At 62.0% G+C, this 25,679-nt stretch carries 20 protein-coding genes; 9 read left to right on the top strand and 11 right to left on the bottom strand.

The genetic code is table 11. From position 1 onward, the window contains the following. The first annotated feature begins 231 nt into the window (after positions 1-231). Together OPIT5_11590 and OPIT5_11585 are read left to right on the top strand one after the other, a co-directional pair. On the top strand, positions 232-1,992 hold the full coding sequence (locus OPIT5_11590) for an ABC transporter (protein AHF90747.1): 1,761 nt from the start codon (positions 232-234) through the stop codon (positions 1,990-1,992). Then, entirely contained in the window at positions 1,979-3,853 is a 1,875-nt protein-coding gene (locus OPIT5_11585) for a multidrug ABC transporter ATP-binding protein (protein AHF90746.1), read from the top strand. Before OPIT5_11590 ends, OPIT5_11585 begins: the two co-directional genes overlap by 14 nt. Before the next feature lie 32 nt (positions 3,854-3,885). Here the strand turns inward: OPIT5_11585 and OPIT5_11580 are convergent, their stop codons facing one another. Then, positions 3,886-4,677 carry a transcriptional regulator gene (locus OPIT5_11580; GenBank protein ID AHF90745.1) on the bottom strand — a complete coding sequence of 264 codons (792 nt, stop codon included), beginning with the start codon at positions 4,675-4,677 and terminating at the stop codon, positions 3,886-3,888. 93 nt (positions 4,678-4,770) lie between these two features. Here OPIT5_11580 and OPIT5_11575 point away from each other — a divergent pair, with 93 nt between their 5' ends. Beyond that, on the top strand, positions 4,771-5,961 hold the full coding sequence (locus OPIT5_11575) for a glucarate dehydratase (protein ID AHF90744.1): 1,191 nt from the start codon (positions 4,771-4,773) through the stop codon (positions 5,959-5,961). 43 nt (positions 5,962-6,004) lie between these two features. Further along, positions 6,005-7,405 (top strand): glycoside hydrolase family 28, encoded by a 1,401-nt coding sequence (locus tag OPIT5_11570; GenBank protein AHF90743.1) that lies wholly within the window; start codon positions 6,005-6,007, stop codon positions 7,403-7,405. Between the two features lie 23 nt (positions 7,406-7,428). On the opposite strand, the gene OPIT5_11565 is transcribed toward OPIT5_11570, so the two are convergent. Beyond that, positions 7,429-8,394, bottom strand: a complete 966-nt coding sequence (locus OPIT5_11565; GenBank protein ID AHF90742.1) for an anchor protein — start codon at positions 8,392-8,394, stop codon at positions 7,429-7,431. 3,254 nt (positions 8,395-11,648) lie between these two features. Then, the gene (locus tag OPIT5_11550; protein AHF90741.1) at positions 11,649-12,296 is read right to left on the bottom strand and encodes an N-terminal cleavage protein; all 648 of its coding nucleotides are present in this window, start codon (positions 12,294-12,296) and stop codon (positions 11,649-11,651) included. Positions 12,297-12,385: 89 nt separating this feature from the next. Between OPIT5_11550 and OPIT5_11545 the strand changes: the two genes are divergently transcribed. Next, positions 12,386-13,432 (top strand): LacI family transcriptional regulator, encoded by a 1,047-nt coding sequence (locus OPIT5_11545; protein AHF90740.1) that lies wholly within the window; start codon positions 12,386-12,388, stop codon positions 13,430-13,432. Here the strand turns inward: OPIT5_11545 and OPIT5_11540 are convergent. Beyond that, positions 13,427-14,569 carry a hypothetical protein gene (locus OPIT5_11540; GenBank protein ID AHF90739.1) on the bottom strand — a complete coding sequence of 381 codons (1,143 nt, stop codon included), beginning with the start codon at positions 14,567-14,569 and terminating at the stop codon, positions 13,427-13,429. The genes OPIT5_11545 and OPIT5_11540 overlap by 6 nt on opposite strands. A 9-nt stretch (positions 14,570-14,578) precedes the next feature. After that, positions 14,579-15,451, bottom strand: coding sequence for a hypothetical protein (locus tag OPIT5_11535; GenBank protein AHF94314.1), 873 nt, complete (start codon positions 15,449-15,451; stop codon positions 14,579-14,581). Here OPIT5_11535 and OPIT5_11530 point away from each other — a divergent pair. Then, positions 15,444-15,545 (top strand): hypothetical protein, encoded by a 102-nt coding sequence (locus OPIT5_11530; protein ID AHF94313.1) that lies wholly within the window; start codon positions 15,444-15,446, stop codon positions 15,543-15,545. The two genes, OPIT5_11535 and OPIT5_11530, sit on opposite strands and share 8 nt — an antisense overlap. 12 nt (positions 15,546-15,557) lie before the next feature. Here OPIT5_11530 and OPIT5_11525 read toward each other — a convergent pair whose 3' ends face one another. Next, entirely contained in the window at positions 15,558-16,202 is a 645-nt protein-coding gene (locus OPIT5_11525) for an N-terminal cleavage protein (protein ID AHF90738.1), read from the bottom strand. Positions 16,203-16,261: 59 nt separating this feature from the next. Between OPIT5_11525 and OPIT5_11520 the strand changes: the two genes are divergently transcribed. Both OPIT5_11520 and OPIT5_11515 read left to right on the top strand, forming a co-directional pair. Next, positions 16,262-17,284: a LacI family transcriptional regulator gene (locus OPIT5_11520; GenBank protein AHF90737.1), complete on the top strand. Its 1,023-nt coding sequence runs from the start codon at positions 16,262-16,264 to the stop codon at positions 17,282-17,284. 75 nt (positions 17,285-17,359) lie between these two features. Then, positions 17,360-17,824: a hypothetical protein gene (locus tag OPIT5_11515; GenBank protein AHF90736.1), complete on the top strand. Its 465-nt coding sequence runs from the start codon at positions 17,360-17,362 to the stop codon at positions 17,822-17,824. A 67-nt stretch (positions 17,825-17,891) separates the two neighbouring features. Here the strand turns inward: OPIT5_11515 and OPIT5_11510 are convergent, their stop codons facing one another. From OPIT5_11510 to OPIT5_11490, 5 genes are all read right to left on the bottom strand, one after another. Continuing rightward, complete coding sequence (locus OPIT5_11510; GenBank protein AHF90735.1) at positions 17,892-19,427, bottom strand: glycoside hydrolase family 37; 1,536 nt, start codon at positions 19,425-19,427, stop codon at positions 17,892-17,894. A gap of 121 nt (positions 19,428-19,548) precedes the next feature. Continuing rightward, on the bottom strand, positions 19,549-20,253 hold the full coding sequence (locus OPIT5_11505; GenBank protein ID AHF90734.1) for an N-terminal cleavage protein: 705 nt from the start codon (positions 20,251-20,253) through the stop codon (positions 19,549-19,551). An 18-nt stretch (positions 20,254-20,271) separates the two neighbouring features. Beyond that, entirely contained in the window at positions 20,272-22,344 is a 2,073-nt protein-coding gene (locus OPIT5_11500) for a glycosyl hydrolase family 39 (GenBank protein ID AHF90733.1), read from the bottom strand. Positions 22,345-22,368: 24 nt separating this feature from the next. Further along, a complete protein-coding gene (locus tag OPIT5_11495; GenBank protein AHF90732.1) occupies positions 22,369-23,226 on the bottom strand; it encodes an anchor protein in 858 nt (285 codons plus the stop codon). A 170-nt stretch (positions 23,227-23,396) separates the two neighbouring features. Next, positions 23,397-24,431, bottom strand: coding sequence for a LacI family transcriptional regulator (locus OPIT5_11490; GenBank protein ID AHF90731.1), 1,035 nt, complete (start codon positions 24,429-24,431; stop codon positions 23,397-23,399). Between OPIT5_11490 and OPIT5_11485 the strand changes: the two genes are divergently transcribed. Then, on the top strand, positions 24,430-25,422 hold the full coding sequence (locus OPIT5_11485; protein ID AHF90730.1) for an NAD-dependent deacetylase: 993 nt from the start codon (positions 24,430-24,432) through the stop codon (positions 25,420-25,422). The genes OPIT5_11490 and OPIT5_11485 overlap by 2 nt on opposite strands. Positions 25,423-25,679: the final 257 nt, after the last annotated feature.

Genomic DNA, 25,679 nt, shown 5'->3' with positions numbered 1-25,679 from the left:
TGTTTTTCAATACAGAAAAAACAACGGACGCACTTTCCGTCGGAGGTGGCACGGGCATCTTGCCCGTGGACGGCGTGAACAATTTCCCGTCGCATTTTTCCCGGCGCCGGTTTGAGATCCGGTGTCATATGTTCATACGCACCGGCTGTTACGCATCCTTGCTCCCGTCGCCTTCCCGGCCTTGTCCAGGATGCGCTTCCTGGCCAGATTCGTCTGCGTAATACGCCGCCGATGCGCGCCTTGCGTCAGCTCCTTCCCTGCCTTCGCGGCCACTGGCTCCCCATCCTCATCGCGCCTCTGCTCATGACGGGGGAAGTCGTGCTCGATCTTTTGCAGCCGCGTTTCGTGCAGCACATCATCGACCAGGGTATCGGCCAGTCCGACCTGGCGACGGTCACTCACACGGCGTTTTTCATGCTGGCCGCCGCCGTCGGCGGCCTGGTCTGCGGCGGCGGTTGCGGTTTTTTTGCCGTGCGCGCGGGCCTCGGTTTTGGCGCCAGCCTGCGCCGGTCGGTGTTTCACAAGGTCCAGTCCCTCTCCTTCGCCGATCTCGACCGGCTCGAAACCGGCCCTCTCATCACGCGCCTGACCAGCGACGTCAACCAGGTGCAGGACATGGCCGTCATGCTCCTGCGCGGCATGGTGCGCACGCCGCTCCTGCTCGTCGGGAGCATCGTCATGGCGGTGCTCACGAGTCCGCGGCTCAGTCTGCTGTTTCTTGTCATCATCCCCATCCTGGTGACGGCGCTCGTCATCATCTCCCGCAAAACCTTTCCGCTCTACCGCCAGGTGCAGCAAGGGCTCGACGACGTGAACACCGTCCTTCAGGAAAACCTCGCCGGCAGCCGCGTCGTCAAGGCCTTCGCGCGCGCCGGCCACGAGTCGGAACGCTTCGCCCGGGTCAACCACACGCTGGTGCGCCGCACGGTCGAGGCCATCCGCACCGGCGCCCGGCTCCAGCCCTTCATGATGCTCACGCTCAATGTCGGCATCGTGGCCGTGCTCTGGGCCGGCGCCCACCGCGTCCGGACCGGCGACCTGCAGGTGGGCGAGATCGTGGCCTTTATCAACTACCTCATGCACGCCCTCATGTCGCTGGCCTTTTTCAGCTTCATGGTCGTCCAGATGTCCCGCGCGCATGCGTCGGTCCGGCGCATCGCCGAAATCCTCGAAGCCAGGCCGAGCCTGAAACCCGCTTCCGCCTCGCCGTCGCGCGCGCTTCCTCCTCGCGTCGAGGGGCGCGTCGCCTTCGAAAACGTGAGCTTCAGCTACGCCGGCGAAGGAGGGAATCCGGTCCTGAAAAACATCAGCTTCACCGCCGGGCCCGGCCAGACGGTCGCCATCCTCGGCGCCACCGGCTCGGGCAAGTCCACCCTCGCGCACCTCATCCCGCGTTTTTACGACGCGACCGAAGGCCGCGTCACGCTCGACGGCGTGGACGTGCGCAACATCCCCGAGGCCGACCTCCACCGCCACGTCGGCATTGCCCTGCAGGAGCCGGTCCTCTTCGGCTCCACCGTGGGGGAAAACATCGCCTTCGCCCGGCCCGACGCCCCGCCCGAACTCGTCGCCGACGCCGCCCGCACCGCGCAGGCCGACACCTTCATTTCCCACATGCCGGAGGGCTACGCCACCGCCGTCGGCCAGCGCGGCGTCACCCTTTCCGGCGGACAGAAACAGCGCCTCGGCATCGCCCGTGCCCTCCTGCCTCGCCCCGCCGTGCTGATCCTCGACGACAGCACCAGCGCCGTTGACCTGCGCACGGAGTCGCTCATCCGCGACGCCCTCTCCGCGCAGGACTTTTGCCAGACGCGCATCATCATCGCCCAGCGCATCAGCACAGTCGTCGACGCCGACCGGATCCTCGTGCTCGACGAAGGCCAGCTCGTCGCCGCGGGCACGCACGCCACCCTGCTCGAAACCAGCCCCGTTTACCGGGAGATTTACCAGTCGCAGATCGAGAAAGGAGCCACGCCGCATGAAGGCGAATGACCCGCAACGCCAGCCCTCCGCCGAGGACCGGATGCCGCCCATGCCGGGACGGCGCGGCGGTCCCGGAGCCGGCTTCCAGGCGCCCGTGGAACGCGCCAGGAACGCGACCGGCACCGTCCTGCGCCTCTGGGGTTATCTCCGCCGCGAACGGCTCGCCCTGATCCTCACCGGCCTGCTGGTCGCCGGCTCCGTGGCGTTCGACCTCGCCGGCCCCCTCCTGCTCGGCCGCGTCATCGACCGCCACATCGTCCCCCGCGAACTCGACGGCCTCGCCCGCACCCTCGGCCTCATGCTGCTGGTCTATGCGCTCTCGGCCGCGTCCGGCTTCCTCCAGGCCTGGATCATGGCCGGCGCCTCCCAGCGCACCCTGCGCGCCCTGCGCATCGATCTCTTCGACCGGCTGCAACGCCTGCCGCTGCGCTTCTTCGACCGCCGCGCCCACGGCGAACTGATGGCCCGCGTCACCAACGACGTGGAAAGCATCAACCAGGTGCTCGGCAACAGCGTGACGCAGCTCGTCTCGGGCGCGCTCAGCACGGTCGGCGTCGCCGTGGCCATGGTTCTGATCAATCCCTGGCTGGCCCTGGCGAGCGTGTTTTTCATCTCGCTCTTCACCGTGACCGCCAACCGCTGGCTCGGCGCGCGCATCCGCGCCCGCTACCGCGTGCAGCAGGCCGCCCTCGGCCGCCTCTACGGCTTCATCGAGGAAAGCGTCGGCGGCCGCAAACTCGTCAAGGCCTGCGGGCAGGAGGCCGCCATCGTCGCCCGCTTCGACGACATCAACCAGGCCAGCCTCCGCGCCGGCGTGCAGGCGCAGACCTTCAGCGGCGTGACCGGCCCGCTGATGAACATGGGCAACAACCTCGGCCTCGCGATCGTCGCCGTGCTCGGCGGCTTCATGGCCATCCGCGGCCTGGCGACCGTCGGCACCATCGCCACCTTCATCAACTACACGCGCCAGTTCGGCCGTCCCCTCAACGAAATCGCCAACCTCTACAACCAGATCCAGTCCGCCATGGCCGGGGCCGAACGCGTTTTCGAGATCATCGACGAGCCGCCCGAGGCGGACACCCCCGGAGCGCAACCGCTCGGCCCGGTCCGTGGCGACATCGTTTTCGAGGACGTGCATTTCTCCTACCGCGAGGGCGTCCCCGTCCTCAAGGCCATCAACCTCCACGCCCGCCCCGGCCAGACCATCGCGCTGATCGGCCCCACCGGCGCCGGCAAAACGACGATCATCAATCTCCTCACCCGCTTTTACGAAATCGACCGCGGCCGCGTCCTCCTCGACGGCCGGGACCTGCGCGACATCGCCAAGGACGACCTCCGCCGCCACCTCGGTATCGTGTTGCAGGATACGTTTCTCTTTTCCGGCACGGTCCGCGACAACATCCGCTACGGCCGGCTCGATGCGACCGACGCCGAGGTCGAGGAGGCGGCGCGCCTGGCCAACGCCGATCCCTACATCCGCCGCCTGCCGCAAGGCTACGACACCTTCTTGACGAGCGGCGGGGGCGGCAGCCTCAGCCACGGCCAGCGACAGATGCTCTCCATCGCCCGCGCCATCCTGGCCGATCCGTCGATCCTGATTCTGGACGAGGCGACCAGCAGCGTGGACACGCGCACCGAGAAACACATCCAGGAGGCGATGGCGCGGCTGATGCACAACCGGACGAGTTTCGTCATCGCGCACCGCCTGAGCACCATCCGTAACGCCGACCAGATCATCGTGATCAACCACGGCGAAATCCAGGAACGCGGCACCCACGCCGGGCTGCTCGCGCAACAGGGCTTCTATTGGCGGCTTTCCGGCAGCCCGGAGCCCTCCGCCGCGGTCGATCGATCGACCGCGGCCGGATGAATATCCGCTGACGCCGGATCATCGTGCCCGCCTCAACCGGTGCCGGCGAGCTTGCGCATCGTGCCGGCGCAGCGCTTCAGCCGGCGCAGCAATTCCCGCTGGCCGAGCGTTTCCCGGAAATCCTCCGGCCAGCCGACGACGGTGAGAGCCGCCAGTTCGGAATCCGTCAGCGGCAACGCCACCGACATGGCGTGGATTGCCGGATTGCGCGTGCCGAATGCGCTGCCGAAACCCGACCGCCGGGCCGCCGCGATCTCCTTCAACCATTGCGGCTCCTCCCGCTCCGGCAACCGCTCCCCGTCCTCTCTCGCCGAATGCAGCACGCGCAAGACTTCCGGACGCGGCAGTTGCGCCAGCAGGATCGTGCCGACCGATCCCGCCTCCAGCAGGTGCATCCGGGAACCCACCGGAGAAGAAATCGAATTCGGACGCCGTGACTCCGCCCGCAGCGCCGTCACCGCCTGCAACCCCTCGCGGATCGAAATCTTCGCCGACAAGCCCGTCTCGTGCGAGAGTTCGCGCAACGGCCCCTGCAACAACCCCAGCACGTGTTCGAGGCGCGCATACGACCGCGTCACCTGCGCCAGTCCGAAAGCCAGCCGGAACTCCCCGCGCCGGCTTTCCCGCAGCCAGTTGTTCTTCACGAGGGTACGCAAAATCCGGTATGTCGTGGCCGGTGCGATACCGAGCTCCATCGACAGTTGCTTCGCACCGAGGCCGCCGCCCTCGTTCGCGGCAATCGCGTGAATCACATCCAGGGCTTTTTGCAGAACGGGTATCGTGTTCATCGTTACAGCCAGCCACAGAATCCGGGATTTTACCATAACAGATAATTTTTTATCCAATACGGAATTGATCCGGCGGAGGTCTCCGGGGATCCTTTCGGCAGAAAAACCCGCAAACAGACCGCCTCCGTCATGAAGATCATTGACCTGAAAGTACGCACCGTCGCCATCCCCCTCACCTGCCAGCTCCGCCACAATACCGGCGTCCATCCCGGATATTTTCTCCGTACGATCCTCGAACTCGTCACCGACGAAGGCATCGTGGGTCTCGGCGAGGTTGGCGGAGGCGACCAGCGCGCCGCCCTCCTCCGGCTCAAACCCCGCATCGTCGGGCTGGATCCGTTTCACCTCGAAACGATCAAGCTCAAGGTCCTCCGCTCGATCTACTACCTCTCCAACGCCCGCCTCTACGCCGCCATCGAAATGGCCTGCCTCGACATCATCGGCAAGGCGGTCGACCGCCCCCTCTGCGACCTGCTCGGCGGCCCCGTGCGCGACGCCATTCCCATGATCGCGTATCTGTTCTGGCGCTACGACCGGCCCGGCGGGGGCGACGACACCTGCGCCGGGGACCTCGCCGACTGGTGCCAGGAACTCTACGAAACGCTCGGCGTGCGCGCCATGAAGCTCAAGGCCGGCGTCATGGACCCCGGCGAGGAAGCGCGTGTGCTCGAACTGTGCCGCGAACGGCTCGGCCCCGATTTCGGCCTGCGCATCGACCCCAACGGCGTCTGGTCCGTGCCCACCGCCGTCCGCATCGGCCGACGACTCGAACCGCTCGGCATCGAGTATTTCGAGGACCCGTCCTGGGGGCTCAATGGCAATGCCGAAGTCCGCAAACAGATCCGCATTCCGGTGGCCACCAACATGTATCCGGCCCGCTTCGACGACCTCGCTCCGGCCGTGAAACTCGGCTCCGTGGACATCGTGCTCACCGACATCCACTACTGGGAAGGTCCCCGCGGTGTGAAGGACCTCGCCGCCGTCTGCCGCACCTTCGGCCTCGGCGTGGCCATGCACAGCGGCGCGGAGTTCGGCATCGAGCTGGCCGCCATGCTTCACACTGCCAGCACGATCCCCGAGATGACGTTCGCCGGCGATGCGCATTACCACTACCTCACCGACGACATCATCGAGGGCGGCCTCATGAAATACCGCGACGGCTGCCTGCCCGTTCCCCGCGGCCCCGGCCTCGGCGTCACACTCGACGAGGAGAAAATGCAGAAATACGAACGCGAATACGAGAAGCGCGGCGACTACTACGCCCGCTTCCACCAGGATCCCCGCCGCCCCGACTGGTTCCCCATCGTCGGCGGCGTGTGAGCATTGCTCCCCGCCTCCCCCCTACCCCCACAACAAGCCCATCATGCGCATATCCATCACGGAAACCGGCGCGATCGCCTCTCCCTCGGCAATCAACACCCGCGCCATCCAGCAGGCCATCGACCGATGCGCCGACGCCGGTGGCGGTGTGGTTTATTTCCCTCCGGGAACTTTTTTAACGGGAACCCTGTGGCTGAAAACCAACATCACGCTTTATCTGGAGGCCGGCTGCACCCTGCTGGCCTGCCCCGAGCGCGACGAATACAACGCGATCGACTGCTTTCCCGAACAGGACGTGGTCGCCCATCAGGCCGCCAACGGAACGCACCTGCTGATCGCCTACCGATGCGACAACGTGACTCTCGCCGGTCGGGGAACCATCGACGGCAATCCCTCCGCGTTTTTTAATCAAGGCGTCATCGCGCGCGACCCGGAACGCGAGGGAAGCCACGACCATTACAAGCTGCCCGACGAGCGCCCCGGGCAAATGCTGTATTTTGTCGGCTCCACCCACGTGCGACTGGAAAACGTTTCGCTGGTGAACGCCTGCTTCTGGAGCGTTTACCTGCTCGACTGCGACACCGTGAAGATTTCCGGGCTGACCATCCGGAGCGACCGGAAGATTCCGAACTCCGACGGACTGCATTTCAACTGCTGCCGCAACCTCGTCGTGGACAATTGCGACATCGACACAGCCGACGACTGCATCGTGCTGCGCGGGCACTACAAGGTGCTGGGAGACGCGGACGTGCCAATGGAGAACGCCATCGTTTCCAATTGCATCCTGCGCACCCGCTGCTGCGCGCTGCGGCTCGGCGTCGGCGACGGCACCATTCGCGACTGCCTGTTTTCCAACCTCGTCATCCGTGACACCCGCACCGGGATCAGCATCTGGCCCGCTTACTCGGACCGCTATCCGCGAGGAACCGATATCGACAACGTCCGGTTCGAGAACATCGTCATGGATGTCACCACGCCGGTGAACCTGACGCTCGGCGTCGGGGCCAAGGCCGCGGTCGGCAACATCGTCTTCAAGGGTCTGTCCTGCCGGGCCACCAAGTCCGTCTATATCGTCGGCGAGGAAACCGTGCGCGTGTCCGACATCGATTTCATCGACTGCGTCTTCCGGTTCTTCGGCCACAGGTTGCAATCGCCGTTCGACGCGGAGTCCTGCGCCCTGGAGCACCCCTGGAAAGAAGCGGTCACGAATCCGCCCGCCTGCGGTATTTTCGTCCGTTACGCGGATCGTGTGCGGTTCCGCAATGTCCGGCTCGACTGGACCCGCGCGGAAGGGCAACGCTCCGAATCGCTGTGCTGCATCGATTGTGATGACATCAGCTTCGACAACATGGACTCCGTGGACTTTGCCCGAATGGGCATCCCGTCCGCGTTTCGACTGGTGCGATCTTCCGTCTCAAGACCCGATCGATCGCCGGATCCCTGACAACGCGCTTCCTGACCAATGATTCACCGGCGTGAGCGCTTGCGAAGCATGACCGCGATTCCGAATGCGGCGGCGCCGATCAGCACCGCCCATGTGGCAGGCTCGGGAATGGACAAGGGGGTGACGGCATCGAAAGAGTCGCCAAATCGGAGCGCGTCGAACGTGACGTCGATGAGTCCCGTCTCCCCGCTGGCATTGAAGACAACAAACTGGAGATAGCTCCCGGTTATGGTGCTCGTCCCGGAAGAGGATTCAGAATAGGTCTTGGCCGCGACATCGGCGGCGGTAGCCGCATTGAGCGTTGCGAAGTTATCCGTCTTGTAAGCGTTGAACTGGTCAAGGGTCAGATACCAGGTCGTAAGCTTGCCTTTGGCTGAAGCCGACAGGGTGTCGCCAACGCGCTCATATCTGGAGAGTGCAATGTAGGTTTCACTGGCCAGAAGCGTGCCCCATCCGCTGGAGCCGACACTGCCGTTGAACCGGGCATCAGGTGTGCCCCCAAGTGAGGCACTGCCATCAGGTGAAACGGCAAACCGGGTATCGGAACTGCCATCCTGCGTACTGCTCATGCGGATACCAGAAAAAGACGCCGCGTTCGAGGTGGAAAGGGTGTCGAACCGGAATACGAATGCGGAATATACCGTGCCGGCGAGCGATGCGTCCACCCTGGCGCCAATGACAACGGATTTGTTGGCCGCAGTCCCGTAGAGGCGAAGCGATCCTCCTTCGTTGGCCAGATCGCCAAATGCGAGGCTGGCGGATTGCACGTCCGCATAAGTATCCGTTACTGCATTACGCTCCCAATTTCCCGAGAGTCCGGCACTGGCCGATGACGCGCTCTGGCCGCCTAATGATCCGGCAACGTATCCGGAAAAGGTTTCCTCAAGATAGACAGTTGCGTGAGCGCCGGCAGTCGCCAGGGCCAGACCGGCAGCAAATGAGAGCGGGAATAAACGGGAGGGCATTGTCAGGGATTTCATGCCCTGCATCTTGCCCGCCCGGGGAACGGGAACGAGAGATTGCTGCTGGAACAGTTCCAGTCGTAGTCGCGGCTACACGACAGTATTTCAAATCAAGTTGCTGACTGATGTTACGCGGACGGCCCTGAAGTGGCGCGGGCGTCCCGCCCGCTGACGGCGAAGCCGCCGGATCGTGTGGCACGGGCTTCCAGCCCGTGAGCGTTGCCTCTCCGCGTCGTCCGGAAACAAACCGGCGACGCTTCGCGCCGTCCACGGGCAAGGATGCCCGTGCCACGTCGGAAGCGGGCGAGACGCCCGCGCCACACAAACCGGCGACGCGCAGCGTCACCCGGTTCAAGGGGGGGGCGAGACGCCGGCGCGCCTCGTCCGGCATGCAGGGAGGCATGCCGCTACGTTCTGCGGATGCGGCTTTCTAGCCGACCGCCGCTCAGTTCGAGAGACTCTGGTGAGGCAGAAGGGCCCGAATCTGCGCCATCGTTTCGCGCTGGATACCGCGAACCCGGGCCATGGCGGCGGAAAGTTTCGCCCGGGCTTCCGTCTCGTTTTTATGCATACCGACGAGCTCTGTCGCAAGCGTTTCTCCGGTCACGTCCGGACGGTCGAGGTTGAGCATCCAGTCGCCGAGGCCGATGTCGGGCCACATCTGCCCCTTGGACGTTTCGGTCGCGGTAGGCAGATAGAGGGAGGGGGTTCCGGCGGCGGCGGCGATGATCGGCGAGTGGCACTCCATGCTGAGCAGTGCGACCGCATCGCGGTAAACGGCGGCGGCCTCGTCGGGCATCCAGTAGCTGTCTTTCCAGACGACGCGGGAGCGAATGCGTTCGGGGAGTTTGTCGTAAATTCCGGTTTTCGCCACTTCGACCTCAAAGGTCATTTCGGGGCAAAGAACGACCTTGAGACCGGTTTGCTCAACGAAACGGGTGATCGCGTCGCGGATCTTGCCGAGGTCGTTTTCGATGTGCTGCTCGTTGTAGGCCTCGCGGGCACGATCGTTTTCGGTCGGAGCGTGCTTGCGAATCTTGTAATAGGGAGCGAACCGGGTGCGGCCGATCACGCAGATGTAACGGTCTTTTTCGAGCGCATTGGCACGGAGCCAGGCGTTGGCGCGGGCGGTATCGTACTGATCGACGCCGAAAACGGCGTCGGGTGCAAAGGCAAGGACCGGCGTCTTGACGTTTTCACGGCGAAGGTAGTCGAGGCTGGTCGTTTCCCGCGTATAGACGAAGGCGGCGTGATCGAGCAGGTCCCGCTCGGACGGAGAAAGGGGGCGGGCTCCGACGAATCTGGCGAAGGCGGACTCGCGGTCCACGGTCACACCGTAAAAGCCGTAGGGATGGTGGCCGATGTCGGCAGCATGGTATTTTCTCCAGGCATCGAAGACTTTGGTCGCGACATGGATGTCGGGGGCGGAACTGCAAATGAAGAGACCGGCGCGGTCGAAGGCGGAACGGACGGCGGGAGTGTCGGGAAAACCGGCGGAATCGAGGCCTCCGTGGACAATCTCCACGTCGGGGAATTGCCGGCGGAGAAGCGGTTCGACGTCATCGCGGATGTCGGCGGGCCAGAGAATGAGACGGGCTTCGGGGATGTGTTTCCGGAGAAGGGTCAGGAGCCCCGGGGTGTGGGCGATGTCTCCAATATTGACAGTCTGCCAGCCGGAGCGGACGAGGATGACCGGCACCGGGGATACGGTCGTTGTGGCGGCAGCGACGGAATCGGGAAGGCGGGCAAGGAGGCTGGCACGGTCTCCGGTTTTCTGTGCAAGATAGCGGGTGGCCTCGATGAGTTCGGGTGTGCGAAAGGCAGCGGCAGCCTGATAAAAAAGAGGAAGGGCGGCAACCTGAACAGCCTGCTGTTTGTCGAGGTGTTTGCGCGGCCAGGCAGCCTTGTCCGTCAGAAAGGGAATGAGAGCCTCGAAGGCAATTTTGAGGGAAGGCGCCTCGGGTGTTTTCGGGTTGCGCCAGGCCCAGAGGTCATCACCGGCAGCGGAGGCACATCCGGCAAGCGTGGTGAGGGCGCGGAGGCCGTAGAGCGTATACCACAGGGAGCGGTTGCGGTTAAGTTCATGGGGAAGACTTCCGTCGGCGGCGATCTGGGTGGCGACAAAATGGCGGGCCATTTTCAGGGCGCCGGCAACGCGGTCGGCATCGCCGGCATAGAGGGAAAACGCTGCGACCTGGGCGGCATGCCAGGCGCCGTGGTTGTTGACCATGGCGGCTTCGGCTTTTCCCGGAGGGCTTTCGAGAAGCCATGTGGTATAGGCGCGAAACCAGTCTTTCAGGGCGGCATCGTCGGCAGGGGTCCAGGATCGGGAAAGCCCCAGCAGCTTTACGGAATCCAGCATGCGGATCAGGTCGGCTCCCTCGATGATGCCGATAGCCATGCCGTCGTGAACGCCCGGCTGCGCCGAGGCGTAGTTGAAATTCGGATTCATCCGGGTTTCCGGCGTGATGAACCAGGTGCGGAGAAATTCGGCCGCCTTGGCCGCATATTTTTCATCGCGGGTATAAAACCAGGCCAGGCCGAGCGTGGTGACATTGCCGCGCATGCGCCCGTAGCGGGTCAGGTCATACTTGCCGGTCCAGCAGTCGGGATTGGTGTACCCGTCACGTCGGACCCAGGGCATGCCGTCGGCGGTGTCGGGGTTGGGCCAGGCGTATTTGCCGATGGAGTGGAAGTCGTGAGGGTCGCCGGAGGGCGCCACGATTTTTTCCGGGTCGGTGACGGTAAAGGCTGGCTGGTCGAGAAGCTTGTCGGCTTTGGCGGCAAGCGAGGCGACGGCTTTTTTGAGGGGAGCGTCGCCGGAGTCGGCTTCGGCCCGGTTGGCGAGGAGATCAGGGTAACGGATCTGGATCAGGACGGGAGGAGGAGGGGCTGCCTGCGCCGTCTGTGACCGGCCATCGAAAGCCTGGCAGGTGAATGCTCCGGAAACGAGAAGCAGGACAAATATCCGGAACAGCCGGAATCGGGTGCAGGGGGTTTTCATCGAGGAATGGATTGCGTGATTAAAGAGGCGGAACGGTTTCGGGCAAGACGCGTCCCGGCCGGGCATCCGGCGCGAGCGAGTTTGTCAGCCGACAGCAAAACCTTAGCGACAAGCCGCGGAGACCGGGCGGGCAGGATGGACAACCCGATACGGAGAGCGCGGGCGGCAGAGGCGCCGCTGCGGCGCGGCATCTTCCCGACCCGCCTGCGGTATCGGTCGGATCGATTCCATGGCGCCGGACGTCCCGGAAAGGGATCGGATCGTGGAGACCTGCCTCTCACCACCACTTCCATCGTTCGTCGGTTTTCTGGAGCGGTCCCTTGAGCGTTACGACATGAGCGTCGACAAAAAGGACGTTGGCAGTGTTGCCGGGATGACGATACGCAAACCGGGTTGTGGAGTCATAGGACACGGTTTCCGCAGCGGCATCGATTTCGAGTATGAAAAAGGTCCGGGACGGATCAGGCACGGCGCCGCGCCGGTAGAGCCACGGCTTGGTGGTTTCATGGATGAAGTTGTTGTAGGCGTATGAAGTCCTGGATTCGGAGTTCCAGGGATCAAACTTCGGATCGGGACAGGCAAGAACACCAACAGACTTGGGTTTGGGTGGCGCGCCAAGCTGGTTGACATTGATACTCACATAGGGCGCGAGTCTCCACATCCATGGCGGATTTTCGGTGTCACCCATCGAACCCCGCGCGGGAAACATATCCCTGTTTTCGTTGGCATAGAGATGCAGCGCGAGGCCGATCTGGCGCAGGTTGGAGGCGCAATGGCTGGCGCGCGCCTTGCTGCGCACGACGCCGACCGTGGGAATGATGATCGCGGCAAGGATGCCGATGATCGCAATCACGGTGAGAAGCTCGATCAGCGTGAAGGCGAAACGGGAAGGATGCCGAAAATGCGGGTATGGGCGGGGGTTCATGGAAGGAAAGTGATTGGATTGCCTTTCTGGACCTGAAAGAAACTTCAGGCTTTTCCGTTACTCAACCGATGTTTAGTGGAACAGTTCCAGTGAGGACCAACCTGAGAGCGATTGCGAAGGAGGCGGGGGTGGGCGTGGCGACGGCGTCGCGCGCCATGCGCGGGCTGGCCAACGTGTCTCCCGCGGCCCGCAGGCGCGTGGAGGAAGCGGCGCGCAAGCTCGGATATGTGCGCGATCCGCAACTTTCCAGCGCGCTGGCCTTCGCCCGGCGGCCGGAAAAACCGGTTTATCGGGAGACGTTCGCGTTTCTGGGGGCCTTGCCGGAATCCGAACACGCGAAAATACCGTGGTTGCGAGGAATCCATGCCGGGTTCTGCGAGCGCGCGGCAAATCTGGGTTACACGGTGCGCTATATCACGACGCCGCGTCAGACGCGGGCGCAGCGCGTGCTTTCGCGGGAATTGCATTCGCAAGGTATCCGCGGACTGGCGGTGTCGTCGCGACCGGAGTGGTCGCCGTTTTCGATGGAGCTGACGTGGGAGCATTTCGCGGCCGTGGAACTGGGAAGGGCATTGTGGTCGCCGTCATTGCCGCGTGTGGATCGCGAGATCACGGACGATTTTTTCGGGATGTTCGCGGAAATCCGGCAAAGGGGCTACCAGCGCATCGGGCTGGCAATGAGCCACACGGACGAGGTGCGGCGGCGGTGGAGCGTGCTGGCTACGTATTTGCTTTTTCAACACCAGAATCGGGATCTTCCTGCGCTGCGTCCGCTGGAGGAGGAGGATGGCCGCGATTACTCGGCGAAAGCGCTGGAGCGGTGGATCGAACGGGAGAAGCCTGACGTAATCGTGGTAAACGGGTCGGAGCCGCTGGACTGGCTGCGCGAAGCGGGATGGCGGGTACCGGAGGATGTGGCGTTGTGCCGGATCGACTGCCTGCCGGACCGGCCGGAAACCGGGCTGGCGGGGAACTACGAACAGATGGGCGCGTCGGCAGTAGATTTGCTGAGCAGCGCGCTGGAGCGCGGTGAGCTGGGATTGCTGACTTATCCAGGGGTGCACAGCACGCCGAACCGTTGGCACGAAGGGGAAACGCTGCCGGCTCTGAAAGGGCAAGAGCGAGGGGTGTCATGAAGCTTCCATTATGCAGTTCCTCCCGGCGCGGGCGGATACCGGATGAATGCCGTTGGAGGCAGGATGCGATTCGGGCTGCTGGCGGGCGAACCAGCGGCGCATGACGTCGGCGGCAGGTTTGCCGTCGAGTGTGAAGCCGGTGTCTCCCGCCGGGTCGGCATGATAGTGGGGGCGGTATTGCTGCTCCTCCCATTTCCACCAGTAAAAGCCGCGCCACCAAAGTTCATCCCAGAAAAGTGTGCACATGGCGTCGAGGAAGTTGGCCTGCTCGTCGGGAGCGTAGGGGCCGGTGTTGCGGTATTCGCCGGGGAGAATAGCGCCGCCACGGACGGAGCGACAGCCTGTTTCGCCAAAGATGATGGGGAGGCCGCCGAGTTTTTCCGACGCACGACGGAGGATGGCGACGGTAGGGCGGAGTTTTTCGATCATTTGCGGGATGGTCGCTCCGGGGGCGTCGGCGGCGGAGGAGTAGTAACTGATGCACACGGCGTCGAGCGAGCGAAGCCAGGCGGGAGGCTCGGCGAGTTCGAGCAGGGTGGGCGGTTGCACGTCATAGCAAATGGGGCCGGTGTAGTGTTTCCGTGTGGTTGAGATGAGGTGATGCCAACGGTCGTTGTTGTTGGCCTGCTCGGCCCCGTAGAGTTCGCAACCGATGCAATACATCTCGCAACCGGTGCGCCGGGCGAGGCCGGCGTAGTGAACAACGCTTTGGGCAAGGCTGGCAAACCAGGTGTCCCAGTAGGGCGTAACGCGGCCCTGGATTTGCTGGTCGCCGTCAGGGAAATGGATGCGCCCGCGCCAGGAACTGTCGAGACACTCGACCATGGGCTTGAGCATCACGCGAATGCCGCGGGCATGGAAACGGTCGATGATGGCGGCAAGCTCGTCATCGGAGGGAGTGAATTCAAAATCCTGATACAGACGCGTGCTGCTGAAAGTTTCCTGGATGACACTGGTCATAAGCGCAACCCAGGTGACGCCGAGCGCGGCCATGCGGTCCACCTGGGCGGCGGCCTCGGGTGTGGCATAGTAGCCGCGTTTGGCAAGGTAGCCGAAGCTCACGCCACGGTGGAGCTCGTTCAGCGAATCGGCAGGCGTGTTCCGTACCGGGGACACGTTGTCGGGCAGGCGCGTCATGTCCGGGAATCAGGACAGAGGGTTGTTGCGGCGATGACGGCGAACCTGCCAGAGGCCGGTGGCCAGCATCGTCAACGCGAGAATGAACGCGGCGGATGCGGGTTCGGGGACCGCCGTTGTCGCCGTGCTTCCCGTCAGGACAAACTGATCGAGATAAACATGATGGGCGCTGCTGGGGTAAGTTGATCCATTCTGGGAGGCAAAGATGTAGAGCCGGAATGTCACCGACTCCCCGATCTCCTGAAATTTGTCGCCGAAGCCTGAAAAATCCACGTCGAGCGTGCCGTTGTTTTTCGAGGACCCGGTGCTGGTGGAAACCGCCTTGCTGCCGAGAATGTTACTGGTGCCGAAACCATCCACGCTCGAGCAAAGAAAGATCGTGGCGGTAAAGGGCCTGTTCGCACCGGAGTTGCCATCGTAGAGACCGAGCCACGCGGAGAACCCCGCCAAGCTCACCGTCCCGCCGTTCTCGGGCGCCACCGTAAACTCGACATACGAACTGGTAGCGATCGCGGTGGCGGCGTCCGTCGAAACGATGACAGGAGAGCCTGGTATGTCTCCCGTTGCTTTCAGGCGAACGAGAAGACCGCCTGTAGCGTCTTTGCCGGAAGAAGAAATCCGGCCGTAGCTGCCCGGACTGGTGGCGCCACCCTGCCCCACACCATTGAAGGCATCCGGGGCGAACGCCACATCCCCCGGAGTTTTCAAGCCAGAGTCCCAACCTGCTGCCGGAGAAAAGGTGTTGGCATTGGGACCTCCGGAGTCGGTGTCAAAATTGTATTCGACAAGGGTCGCGGCCCCTGACGGTGCCGGCAGGGCAAAGAGCACGCCGGCCAGTGCGACCGGCGCCATGATGGCAAAAGGCCGACGCCTGATGCGCATGACTGTGGATGCGATGATAGTCTTCATGATGTTCATAATGTTTTTTTGGATCGGGTGGTTGTTGGCGAGGGGGGGGGACCTCGTAGTATCCTGACTATAATTACACTTACGGCAGCCATCGGGGATCGGTGCTTTCGACAGCCTCCCTGAGGCCGCTGACGTGGCCGTCGGCAAAGAGGACGTTGCTGATGTTGCCGGGATGACGGCGAATCAGATCGCCGGCGTCGCGCGTCCTGTCCTCGCCATCCTTGCGCATCTCCACCACCAGAAATGTCCTGCTCGCCGCCGGAAGAGCGCCGCGCCGGTAATCCCAGGCAGTGCTTCTGATATGCCAGTTGTATCCGTAGGATACTACACGGCCTTCGGCTTTCTGGTCAAACACCGTGCAAACGAATATCCCGGCAGCTTTGGGCAACGGGCTCGGTCCCATCAGATTTTCGGACATGCCGACATAGGGAGCGAGTTTCCACATCCAGGTTTTTGTTTCGTCCGCGCCGTTGGTGCTGTCTCCGTAACGACGCGGGAAGCTGTCCTTGTTTTCATCGGCATAAAGATTCATCGCCAGGCCGATCTGGCGCATGTTGGACAGGCACTGCGCGGCCCGGGCCTTGCCGCGGACGGCGCCGACAACAGGGATGAGAATGCCCGCCAGGATGCCGATGATCGCGATAACGGCAAGAAGTTCGATGAGTGTGAATCCACGTTGACGGAGGCGTGTGCTCGGAGCGGAAACGCAAGGGGCAGAATTCATGACGGAAAGGTGAATTCACTCTTTGCAGGAGCACAATCATCACGTAATGGAACCGTTCCATGCGCGCCAATCTTCGTATGATCGCCCGGGAGGCCAGGGTGGGCCTGGGAACGGTATCGCGAGCCCTGCGCGGGCTGGCAGGGGTCGATCCGGAGACGCTGGCCCGGGTACAGGCCGTGGCGGACCGGCTCGGCTATGTGCGCGACCCGCAACTCGCCAGCGCGTTCTCGTTCGCACGCCGGGCAGAGAAACCGGTTTACCGGGAGACGCTGGCGTTTCTGGCGGTGGAGCCGGAAACACGTTACGGAAGGCTGGCGTGGCTGCAGGGACTCCACACGGGGTTTGCAGAGCGGGCGGCAGGGCTGGGTTATGCCGTGCGGTGTATCGTGACTCCGCGCGAGGCGAAGGCGCAACGGGCGTTGTCACGGCAGTTGCACGCGCAGGGGATTCGTGGTGTGGCCGTGTGCCCGGTCACGGACTGGACGCCCTTCGAACTGGATCTGGAATGGAAACGCTTCGCGGCGGCCGAACTCGGGCATTCGTTATGGCGTCCGGCATTGATGCGCGTGGAGCGTGACCTGGCGGATGATTTCGCACTGATGTTTACCGAGATCCGGAAGCGCGGTTACCGGAGGATCGGGCTGGCCATGAATCGCGATGACGAGGTACGACGGCGTTGGGGCGTGCTGGCGGCGTATTTGCTTTTTCGGCACCGGAACGCGGATCTGCCTGCGTTACGCCCGCTGGAGGATGTTTCAGGTTATACGAAACGAAATTTGCTGCGATGGGTGCGCCAGGAGAAACCGGAGGTCATCGTGGTCAATGGCTCCGAGCCGCTCGACTGGTTGCAGGAAGCGGGCTGGCGTTTTCCGGAAGACATCGCGGTTTGCCGCATCGATTGTATACCCGGCCGGCCGGAAACCGGGCTGGCCGCGGACTACGAACAAATGGGACGCGCCGTGGTCAACCTGCTGAGCAGTGCGCTCGAACGCGGCGAACTCGGCCTGCCGGAACGCCCCGGCGTGTTGAGCATCCCCAACCGCTGGAACGAGGGCAGCACGCTGCCCATGGATGTGCGGTGAGCGAGATTCCCGCTGCGACAATCCCTGTTTGGCGTCTTGCCTCCGCGAGGTCGAACGATCAGAAATCTTCACCCTATGAAACTCCTCAAGACCCTCCTCGTTCTCGCCTCCCTCGTCCCTGTCGTCGCCTGCGCCGAAAATCTTTTCAAGAACAGCGACATGAACGGCTCCGGCGGATGGAAGGGAGACAGGAAATACGAAACGGTCGATGGCAACCGCGCCCTTTCCCTCAGCGCCGAAAAGAAGAAAATCGTCTCGTTCTCCCAGGACGTGAAATCCAAAGGCATAACGGATCTCGTTCTCAAGTTCCGTTACAAAACCTCCGACTACAAGGGACGCGGGCTCGAACTGCGCGGCAAACGCGACGACGGTTCCTCGACCTTCCGCACCAGCGACCTCAAAGCCGACGACAAGTGGCACGCCTACACCTGGAACTTCTCCCATGTCCGCGGCAGCGAGACGATCCTGTTTTCCATCGAATTGCTGGAAGGTGAAGGCAAGGTCCTCTTCGACGACATCACCGTCGAGCCGAAAGGCTGATTCGCCACATCTCATATCCGGGGATGGGTGATACGCGAGGATACTCCCGCCGCAGTAGAGAGGCGCACTAAATCCGGAATCGTTGAGTGCCCTGCCGTATGTATTGCACATGGCCGTTGATATGGAGGCGGTAGGGACACGAGGTTTTTACGAAAAGGGAGCCATCTTCTTCGTAAACGATATCGGTTTCAATATCGCCAAATCGCAGTCGCCGAATCCCGTGTCGTCCAGTCTGGTGCAGCCGCCAATGTACCTCGCGCTGCGTGGCCGAAATTGCGTGAAAACCCAGCACATGCTCGATGAACAGCGAAATCGGCCCCAACGCCGACCATCCGCAAAAATCCGGTCGAACCAGACTTCCGCGATGAGTTGAAGGACGCGGAAGATTGGGATCATAGCACTCCCATATCGTGGCAGGCTCATAGTTTTTCCATGTTCGATACATGTGAGACAACACGCGCTCCGCCGTCTCGTCGGCCAGCGCGCCGTGGCCGTTTTCCGAGAGCGCCTTGATTCCCATGTAGGCCGTGGGCAACCACACCGCACCGCGCCAGTATTCGCCCGTCGCGTTGTCAAAACCCGGATGCGAGCGCGACACCGAGGGCCACGGGATTTCTCCGCCCAATTCGTCCGCATTACGAACAAATGCAGCCATGCGCTCCACCTGCGCGGACGACGCCATGCCCGCCAGCACCGGCCAGAACGAGGCCGGCGTGCGCACCCGCGAGAACCCGCCCGCCGATCCGTCCGCCCGCGCCGCCCGATCGTAATAAAAACCGTCCGCCTCGTCCCAGTGGCGCGTATTCACTTCGTGGCGAATGCGCTCGTAGCGCTCCCCGTATTCGATAGCCAATGACAATTCGCCCGCCTCCCGCGCCAGCTCCGCGATGCATCGCGCCGCCAGTCCTTGCTGCGCGAGGGCGTCCACCACGAACGGATCGCCCTCCAGACCCTTCGAGCCGTTGAAACCGCGGGCGCCGTCCACCTCTCCGTTGGGGCCGTCGAAGCGCGGAGAGTTATCCATGCCCGCCGCCATGCCGCTCCACTGAAAGCCGGCGTGTCCGCGCCGCAATGCCGACGGGATGCGCGCCCACGGGAATGCATCGCCGCGACTCAGGTTGTCGAACCAATGGAAATGCTTTTGGAGTGCCTGTGTTTCGTGCAACAACCAGCGCACGCGGCGAAGGTCGCCGGTCAGGCGAAAGTTCTCGCGCTCGACCCAGGCGAACAGCGGCGGGTTGTCGGGATGCTGGATTTTGAGCGGTGACGAGAGACCGCCATGCATGGGGCCATAGAAATTTTCCAAACTTTCCACACCGGGAAACACGTCGGGCGCGTAACGACAGAACAGCGCCATAAAGCAGGTATCCCAAATCCAAAGCGTGTCGGGAGCGAAGCCTTCGTCCATGTAAGGGCTGCGCGGCATACCTGCGACCTCGACGACATGCGCCCGAGCCATGCGCAGTGCCTCATGATAAAAATCCACCCAGCCGGGCCGGGCGTCGAACACCGGTTCCGGCGCGGATTTTCCAGCGGATGTCGTGAGTCCGTCCGTATTCGTCTTTTCAGCCCAGACAGCGCCTCCGGCGCATAGTGTATCCATATGGGTGCAGCTTATTTTTCAGAGATCGAATCGAGTCCCGAATATGAAACTTAACAGGCTTGTCTCCGGAAGAGCCCAACCAAGCCGATTTATAGCCGTCTCGAAAACCACGGGAATCAGGTCAGGGGTTGATGTTTCCGTATTTCAATTTCCCATTCTCGATGGAAGCGGCATGACCATCAACGTACACCACGTTCATGAAACGATTGCCCCGATGGCGAAAACGCGGCTGTCCACCCCCCACCAGATCCTTGTTATCAAACGGGTCGTAATATTTTTCCGGATCCGCCCCGTAAGGGAGCTTCGTCGCGCTCGCCAATGGATTGGTGTAACCGTCCTCGTCCTGCTGCGCGCCATCCATGACGACGACGACCTGCGAGGGCCGGGTGACTTTTTCAATTCGCACCAGAGGATTCGGACCCGAATACTGGTTGTCGGGCATCAGGTTTCGATTACAGGAATAGGTGTTGGCAGGAGTGGCGGTTTTAAATGCTTTCGAAGGACAATCATACCACGCGCGGGCGGAACTTGTGCCAGAGGTGCTGAAATAAGGAGCGAGGACCGTTGTCCAATAGCCGGTAATTCCCTCGTAACCAAGCGCACCGGTTTTGGTGGCGCCAGGCGGGAAATAGGGATGCTCGCTTGTGTACAATGTGATTGCAGTGCCGATTTGTCGTAAGTTGGAGAGGCAAACGGCGTCACGCGCCGACGAGCGGACTTTGCCAAGCACCGGAATCAGGATGGCGGCCAATACGCCAATAATCGCAATCACAGTGAGCAATTCGACAAGCGTGAAGGCATGGGTTGATGTGTTTTTTGTCTTCATGGCAGGGGGGGAGGGGTATCAGTGATTTGAAAATGGCAGCGTAAGGAATGTCACGGAGTCGGACGGCAAACCAAGTTCGGCGTTGCGTAATTTGGCAACGGTGACGCTTCCGCGCCAAAGGCCGTCTTCGGCGATTCGCGCGGTGCTCACAGGAAGATCAGCCACGTTTTTGTTCACGCCTATCCCAAAGACATCATCGGGCAGGATTGCGGTTTGCGTCTCACCGGTGCGGTTGACGAGCACGAGACTACGCCGCTCTCCTTGTTGCTCGACAGCGAAGGCCACGACCATGCGAGGGATTTCGCCCGAAACCTTCACGGCACGCCCGACAAGCCAGTTGTTGAAATAGTGGAATGCCCGTCCCGCCGGACGGATCGCGTATCCATAATCGGCTTTGCCGTAAGTGCCATCGTGGTCGTTCCATGCAGCGCCAACGTCAAGCCCGCTGCGCACGGCCTCGATAAAAAACAGGCTGTCGAAAACCGCTCCCTTGTGGTTGGCCATGCGTGGATCGCCGACGTTCCAGGCCCAGTTGACATTGTATTCTGTAAGGTGAATTTCGATACGACGATTCGGGCTCAATTTATCCAGCATTTTCCGATGGGCTCGAATCATCTCCCCCATCTCCGCAATGCCGTCATAGACTTTGGAGTCGGATGTGTCGGCGGAGCCGGTTGGGTAGCAATGAAACGAGAAGAAATCCAGCCAGGGTAGCGCCACCTGAGCAAACTCGCGGTGAAATGATTCCGTCAGCCATGGTTCGCCCCGACAAGAAGCGGGGCCGCCGAGCTTGATGCTTGGGTCAACCGCACGGATTTTTTTCGCGACGGCGACAAACAATTCGCCAAGCCCTTTGGCGTTCGTCGGTTCGCCCGCCTTGGCGCGGTTGCGCCAGTAGGCGAAATCGTGCTCATTAGTGATTTCAAAATACTCAAAGCCGCGTTTCTGTTCGATATTGATGATACGTGCGAGGTCAGCGCACAGGTCCCCGAATTCGTCGTAGTGTCTGGGGTCGAGCCAGCCGTATTGGTTATATTCGAACCAACCGGACTTTTGGGGATTATCCGATTTGCGCGGCGCGCCTGAAATGTTCAGCATGCGCCCGACGCTCGCATTCCCGGTCGCAGGGGGCGTCCAACTGTCGAGAGCTGCCTTGATTTTTTCGCGATCCCACATGCGGTTCTGATAATCAAACCACAGCGCGAACGGTTTTCCGCCCGCGTGGTAACGTGCAAAACCCGGATTAAAATAGGTCAGATTTTCTGAATACAAACGTTTTTTCTCTCCAGTCCTCGCCTCGAAATCCGTCATCAAGTTCAGCCCGAATTGTCGGCGCGTTGCCTCTCCAAGCGTCTCCGCCCAGTCAATGGAAAGCCGGGCTGCCCCGCGAGAAGTGGCCGCGCCGCCATCCGACTTGTTGCTTCCCATTTCATTTTGTTTGCCGTCCGGGGCGGCCAGCGGGGCGTTCAGGTCGCCAAGCGCCTGAACGGTTTTGGAGGAAGCGCTGCTGTTTGCCTGCCCTGTCTTTTCAGGCGAAGCACCGACCGGTCCGAAAAAAATCGCATCAAGCCCCGCCCCTTCGCTGCTGTTGTCGCGTCCGCGCATCAGATGGATGTGGTCCCCCAGAGTTTCGCGCCGCCAGGTTCCCAAACGCCGCCACCCCCATTCGTGCGCAGCGGGATTGGGCGCGCCATCCTTCAGGGTATCGCCTGGCTTCCAAGTCCATGCGAGTTCCTTGCCCGGCTTTTTTTTCACGGGATCAATCTCCGCCTTCAACGCGATCGAAAGGCCTCGTGTGTGAATCCACACGGCGATGCTTTCGTTGGATTCGGCGGATGGCACAGGCACGCGGACGAGTGTCGTCCACTCCTTCGACGAGGTGACATAGACTCCGCCGGAAGCGGAGGCATCCGGGACCTTCTGGACAGAGGGAAGAACGACGTCCTCCGCCTCAATGATTTGCGGACAAAGAGGCGGGATTTGAAAAAGATCAGCCTCAGCCAACATGCGGCTTGGAGCGGCCAGCATGAACGCCGGCAACACAAGCACACTGGCCCAAACCGCCACGTTGATTACCCTGGAAACAATCATGTGATCTTTTGAATACGGCGTTCGTCAATTTCCCATCGATCTCCTCGCACGAACAATACCAAGCGCGAGCAATGCGAACACGCCGGTAATCAAGACGCAGGTTGCTGGTTCAGGCACGGTTTGGGTTTTGATCAGTTGCAAGGAGACGTCGTCAAAAAGACCGATATGTCCGCCGCTAGTATTGCCATCGGTGCCAGTGGTCTGAAGTTTCAGAAAAGTTGGGAATGCCAATGATGGATCGATAGCAATCGCGGGGGAAGTGTAAGTCACAGACCCGCCTGTAACGGTGAAGGAATACGTATGCGCGGTAAGGTTTACCAACACGTCAAAAGTATAAACGGTATTCCGCGCAGGAGTCGAAAACTCCGCCTGTGACACCATCACTGTCTCGTAAGCACTGCCGTTCCACGAATCGTAAGTAAGGCTTGTGTGCCAACCACCCACGTTGGAGCGAGACATTCCAATGTTCACAAGGGAGCTTGCCGTTGCCGCATCGTCGCCGGAAAGCAATGCGGCACCTGCGACAAGGTCGGTGCCGGTGCCCGACCACTCTTTCCACGAAAACGTGATGGTGTCTGCCTGGCCGGCATAAGTCTGGTCTATCGCATGAGCTGCCCAAAGATGTGGATTTGCCCCCCGCTGCCTGAGAGCGTTGGTGCCTTTGGAACTGGTAATCACGGATTGGTCAGTTGTTGAAGCGATCCAGCCATTTTTACCGTTAATAGTAGTGTCAGCCGTGATGCTCTCAAAATCTTCCGAAAAGGTGTAAAGCACCTCGGCCGCGGCCCGGGCGGGAACAGACGCCGCCAAAAGAGCCGTTGTCATAAGAGCCAGCAGCATGCAGGGCAGGAACAAACCAGTGCGAATCGATGATGTTTTCATACGGGTACGGGGAATGGGATTATGGATTACAGTGTAAACGAGACTCCCCGACCCAATCGCGCGTCTATCATTCGGCAAGAAGCTCGAACGTTTACATAAACGGGCATCGTCTTTCGCCTTTCAACGCCACGATTCGCATCATCGCTGCGTCTGCCATGCGATCAACCCGGCTACGGTTTTCGTTGTGCTCTCCTCACTTTTGGGGACGGCGTTTTCTGCGTTTTCACCGGCTTGGGAGTGAGCAGCGTCCGGCCCGGATGCCAGCGTCCCGTGATGCGGACGTCATGACTGGTTTTGGGGAGGCCAAATGAATTGTTGTGCAACTGGGCGATGACCAGTTCGGCGGTCGCCGCTCCGATTTCGCGTTTGCACGCCCACACGCCGGCCCAACTGGCGCAGTCGTCTTCGAGCGCCATGTGCACCACGCCGATATCCTGCGGCACACGGTACCCCTCCGCTTCCACCCAGCGGACGAGTTCGCTGTGCTGCCCGACGACCACATCAGGCTGATGCTCGCGCAGCCATGGCCTGAACTCCGGGCCGGGCTCATTTCTTGCCTTCTGCATCAGCACCGGCACCCGCTCCTCCGCCGGCGTCTGTAGGTGAAAATACGCGACCGCGCCATGGCATGCGTGATACGATCGCGTGTCGCTCCACGCCGAGAGAAACACCCCGATCCGCCGATACCCGAAACGCCGCAGATGTTTTAACGCCAGCATCGTATTGTAGTGGTGGTCTTGAGTCACCTGATGCAGGCGAGGGGCGACTAGGGATTTTTCGAACGACGCCACGGCAAAATTCCCCCACGCCAGACCAGTGTGAAAAATCATGTCGAAAGGAGTGACGATCACGCCGCGAATGCCGCGATTGAACAAAATCTGCGACATACGGCGGCCCGTCATTCCCCGGGCGCGAAGCCAGAACTCGTCGATCAGACGGTATCCCAATTCCTCGCACCGTTTCCGGGCTCCCTCAAAATACGGAATCAGATCCTTCTTCCGATGCCACACATCCTCGTCCTTGTCAGCGTTGAGCCAGGCGAGAGGCACAAGTTCGCGAACCTTGCTCGCCCGCACCTGCGACATCCACGAGGTGATGCGCGCGTCGGGCTGGTATCCAAGTTTCCCTGCCACCGCCATCACGCGCTTGCGCACGGCCTCGCTCACGCGCCCCGGCTGATTTCGCAGCGCCAGCGATACCGTCATGCGCGACACTCCGGCAGCAGCGGCGATGTCGCCGAGGCTGACGGCCCTGGAGGGCGCTGGCGAATGGTTCGGGGAGATCGGGGGAGTCGGCATGACGCGTCCGGAAATCGCGCAAGGCGCCGCCGGCATCAATCCCGAAGTGTTTGCACAAGCGTTAACCCTGCAACTCGTGCCGGGCATCCTGAGCGCAGGACGCGAGGAGCACTCGCTGCAGCAACCGGCGTCTCTGCTTCCTTGCCTCCATGCCAAAACACACGGTACTCCCTCAGGCATGAAATCCTGCGCCACATTTGCCCGCCTCGCCGTCCTCACCGGCGCGGGCATGAGCGCCGAGAGCGGCATCCCCACGTTTCGCGGAGCGGACGGGCTTTGGGAAAACCACCGCATCGAGGACGTGGCCACACCCGGGGCGTGGGCTCGCAATCCGGAACTCGTGCTGCGTTTCTACAACGAGCGCCGCCGCAAGATGCTCGCCTGCGAACCCAACGACGGACACCGCGGACTCGTCCGCCTCCAGGACCGGTTCGACGTGCGCATTATTACCCAAAACATCGACAACCTCCACGAACGCGCCGGCAGCCGTCATGTGCTCCACCTGCACGGCGAACTGACCAAACAACGCAGCTCGGTCGATCCGCGCCATGTCCGCGAGGTCGAGGGTTGGGAAATGAAGCCCGGCGCCCGCTGCCCGCGCGGCTCGCTGATGCGTCCGCATATTGTCTGGTTCGGCGAGGATGTGCCGCTGATCGGCGAGGCCGCGCGAACCGTGCGCGAGGCCGATATTTGCGTGGTCATCGGCACGTCGCTCGCCGTCTATCCGGCGGCCGGGCTGGTTGACCTGGCGCCGCCGGATGCGCCGGTTTATCTGATCGACCCGGAACCGGTACACCTGCGCGCGGGAAACGCCCGCCCGGGTGTGAGGCATATTCAGGCCGGAGCCTCGGAAGGCGTGCGGCGACTGGAGGCGTTGCTCGCGCAATCGCGAACGTAAAAGTGGCGCGGGCGTCTTGCCCGTGAGTGTTGCCTCTGCGCGCAGGCCGGGCTGAATGCGAACCGGCGGCGCTGCGCGCCGTCCACGGGCAGGATGCCCGTGCCACGCCGGAGAGGCAACGTTCATGGGCAGGATGCCCATGCCACGTTGCGGGCGGGACGCCCCCGCCACGTCGCTCCGCGTAACATCAGCGTCAACCCGCACAAATGGGTGGTTTGAAAACGGCATGCTTGCCCGGATGCAGTTTGCTGGAACAG

It is taken from the genome of Opitutaceae bacterium TAV5 (genome assembly GCA_000242935.3).
Classification (GTDB): Bacteria; Verrucomicrobiota; Verrucomicrobiia; order Opitutales; family Opitutaceae; genus Geminisphaera.
Note: the sequence above shows the minus strand (reverse complement) of the source record. Positions and strands in the feature narration are given on the sequence as shown.